4 protein-coding genes are annotated in these 2,642 nt (G+C 64.0%); all 4 read right to left on the bottom strand.

The features are described from left to right. Nucleotides 1-22: 22 nt before the first annotated feature. Nucleotides 23-379 (bottom strand): 4Fe-4S binding protein, encoded by a 357-nt coding sequence (locus ACMO6A_RS03925; protein ID WP_009306983.1) that lies wholly within the window; start codon nucleotides 377-379, stop codon nucleotides 23-25. Between the two features lie 7 nt (nucleotides 380-386). Next, nucleotides 387-1,475, bottom strand: coding sequence for a nickel-dependent hydrogenase large subunit (locus ACMO6A_RS03930; RefSeq protein ID WP_009306982.1), 1,089 nt, complete (start codon nucleotides 1,473-1,475; stop codon nucleotides 387-389). 1 nt (nucleotide 1,476) lies between these two features. Continuing rightward, nucleotides 1,477-2,214: an NADH-quinone oxidoreductase subunit C gene (locus ACMO6A_RS03935; protein WP_015760640.1), complete on the bottom strand. Its 738-nt coding sequence runs from the start codon at nucleotides 2,212-2,214 to the stop codon at nucleotides 1,477-1,479. After that, nucleotides 2,211-2,642, bottom strand: a 432-nt coding sequence (locus tag ACMO6A_RS03940; protein WP_418470811.1) for an NADH-quinone oxidoreductase subunit B family protein, incomplete at its 5' end; no start/stop codon positions are given. The genes ACMO6A_RS03935 and ACMO6A_RS03940, both read right to left, overlap by 4 nt.

The raw sequence follows: 2,642 nt of genomic DNA on the forward strand, positions 1-2,642 counted from the left end.
CGCAGTTCCGACGGAGCTCGTCTTACGCCGTTTTCTTGGTCTCCGGAACCTCGAAGGAGTCGACGTGCTTGCTCGTCGCCGGCGGCGTGTACGTGGGCTCCATGGTCAGGCAGTCCTTCGGGCATTCGCGCACGCAGCTGCCGCACTGCACGCAGCGGAAGCGGTCGATGGTCCAGGTGCGCGCCGGCTTGTCCACTACGATTGCGGCGCAGGGGCAGCGCTTCTGGCAGATGCCGCACAGGATGCATCGGTCAACGTCGTTCACCACATGGCCCTTGAGACCCGCGGGAGGGGTTTTCGTCTCGACGGGGTACATGAGCGTCTCGGGCTTCTTGAACAGGCCCCCGAGGGTCATTTTTCCCAGCTTGAAGCTTCCCATGGTCCTCCTACCTTTCCGTGCAGCTGATGCAGGGGTCGATGGTGAGCACGATCATGTTGACGTCGGCCAGGTCGCACCCGGCGAGCGCCGTGGCCATGCCGGCCAGGTTCTGCGACGTCGGCGTGCGCATGCGCATGCGGTCGAGGAACTTCGACCCGTTGCCGCGCGCATAGTAGTAGCATTCGCCGCGAGGCTGCTCCACCACGTTGGCGGCCTCGGCACCGGCCGCAGGGGAGCCCTTCACGTCGACGGCGATGTCGCCGGCGGGGATCTTGGCGATCATCTCCTCGATGATATCGATGGACTGCAGCACCTCGAGCGCGCGCACCTTCACGCGAGCGTAGCAGTCGCCTTGGCCGTCGAGGATGGGCTGGAAGTCGGACAGGAAGCCGTAGCCGCCGTTGCCCAGCATGCGCGCATCGTAGTTCACGTTGGAGGCGCGCGCGAACGGACCCACCATGCTCTGGGCCAGCGCATCCTCATGGCTGATATAGCCCACGCCAACGGTGCGGTTCTTCACCGAGCTGTCTTTGAGGAACGCGTTGCACAGCTGGCGGTATTCGTCCTTGATGCCCTCCAGCACGCGCTTCATCTCGGCGAACTGCGCGTCATCGATGTCGCGGACCACGCCGCCCACCTTGACGACCGAGAAAATGACGCGTCCGCCCGTGGTCTTCTCGAAGATGTCGAGCACGCGCTCGCGCAGGCGCCAGCAGTGCATGAACAGGCTCTCGAAACCGAATGCGTCGGCCGCGAGTCCCATCCACAGCACGTGGGAGTGGATACGCGAAAGCTCGTGCCAGATGACGCGCAGGTACTCGGCGCGCTCGGGGATCTCGACGCCCATGAGCTTCTCGACGGTCTCGGCGTAGCCCATGGAATGCCCGAACGCGCAGATGCCGCAGATACGCTCGGCCACGTAGATGAACTGGTTGTAATCGCGCGTCTCCACGAGCTTCTCGAGGCCGCGGTGGATGAAGCCGATCTGCGGAACCGCCTCGATGACGGTCTCGTCCTCCACCACGAGATCGAGGTGCAAAGGCTCGGGCAGCACCGGATGTTGGGGGCCGAACGGGATGACGGTCGCCTTTCCCATGCTACTCACCTTCCTTTTCTGTTTCCGTCTTCGCCGCTTCGCGCGCGGCCTTGGCTTCCAAAGCGGCCTTCACCTTGGCTGCTTTCTCAGGGTCGAGGTTCGCGATCTTCTCATCGGCGGCCGCCTGCTTCGCCGCAGCCTCCTTCTTGGCCTTCGCGGCGATGGCCGCCTTGACGCGGGCGACCTTCTCGGGATCCACGCCGGCCAGGCGCGCGTCCAGGTCATCGGAGCCCGAAGGCTTGATGACGTCGCCTGTCGGCTTGGACTTCGCCTCGGGATGGCTCGCCACGTACGAGGCCTCCGCGGCCTTCGCAGCGCGCTCCTTGGCGGCTTTCGCCTCGGCCACCTTCCTCGCCTTCTCGCGAGCCGCCTTCTGCTCCGGCGAGATGATGGTCATGGGCTCTTTCTGCGCGAGCGCGTAGAAGTTGCCGCCGAAGTCGATGGCGATGCCCTCGATGTCCACGCCGAACAGATCGTGCGCCTCGTTCTCGAACACGAACGCCGCCAGGAACTGATCGGTGACGCTGGGTACGGTCGTGCCCTTCTTCACGCCTTTGATCTCATGGTTCGTCAGCACGCCGTCCTTCATGAACGAGTATACGAGATCGATGCCTTCCTCGGTGTTCACGCACAGCATCTGCACGAAGCGCGCGCCTTCCGCCTTCTTTTCCGCTGCGAGCGCCGGCAGGCCCTCGATGGTGAGCGGGATGAATTCCGATTGCAGGGTCACGTTTCTCACGCCCCTTTCTTTTGCGCCTGCAGGGCTTTCGATTTTTCTTCCAGGATACCGAGTCCCTGCACGACCGCATCGATGATGGCCTCGGGGCGCACGGCACAGCCGGGCGCGTACACGTCCACGGGGATGGCCTGGTCGACGCCGCCGATCACGTTGTAGCAGTCGTGGAAGATGCCGGCCGAGCATGCGCAGATGCCGCACGCGATGACCACCTTCGGCTCGACCATCTGGTTGTAGATCTCCTGGACCACGCCGATGTTCTGCTCGTTCACGCTGCCCGTGACGAGGAAGATGTCGGCGTGCTTGGGGTTGCCCGTGTTGATGATGCCGAAGCGCTCCACATCGAACCCGGGGCACAGCGCGGCCAGCACTTCGATGTCGCAGCCGTTGCAGCTGGAACCGTCGTAGTGGATGACCCACGGTGATTTGGT

Origin of the sequence: Eggerthella sp. (assembly GCF_048329335.1) — a bacterium.
Lineage (GTDB): Bacteria > Actinomycetota > Coriobacteriia > Coriobacteriales > Eggerthellaceae > Eggerthella > Eggerthella lenta.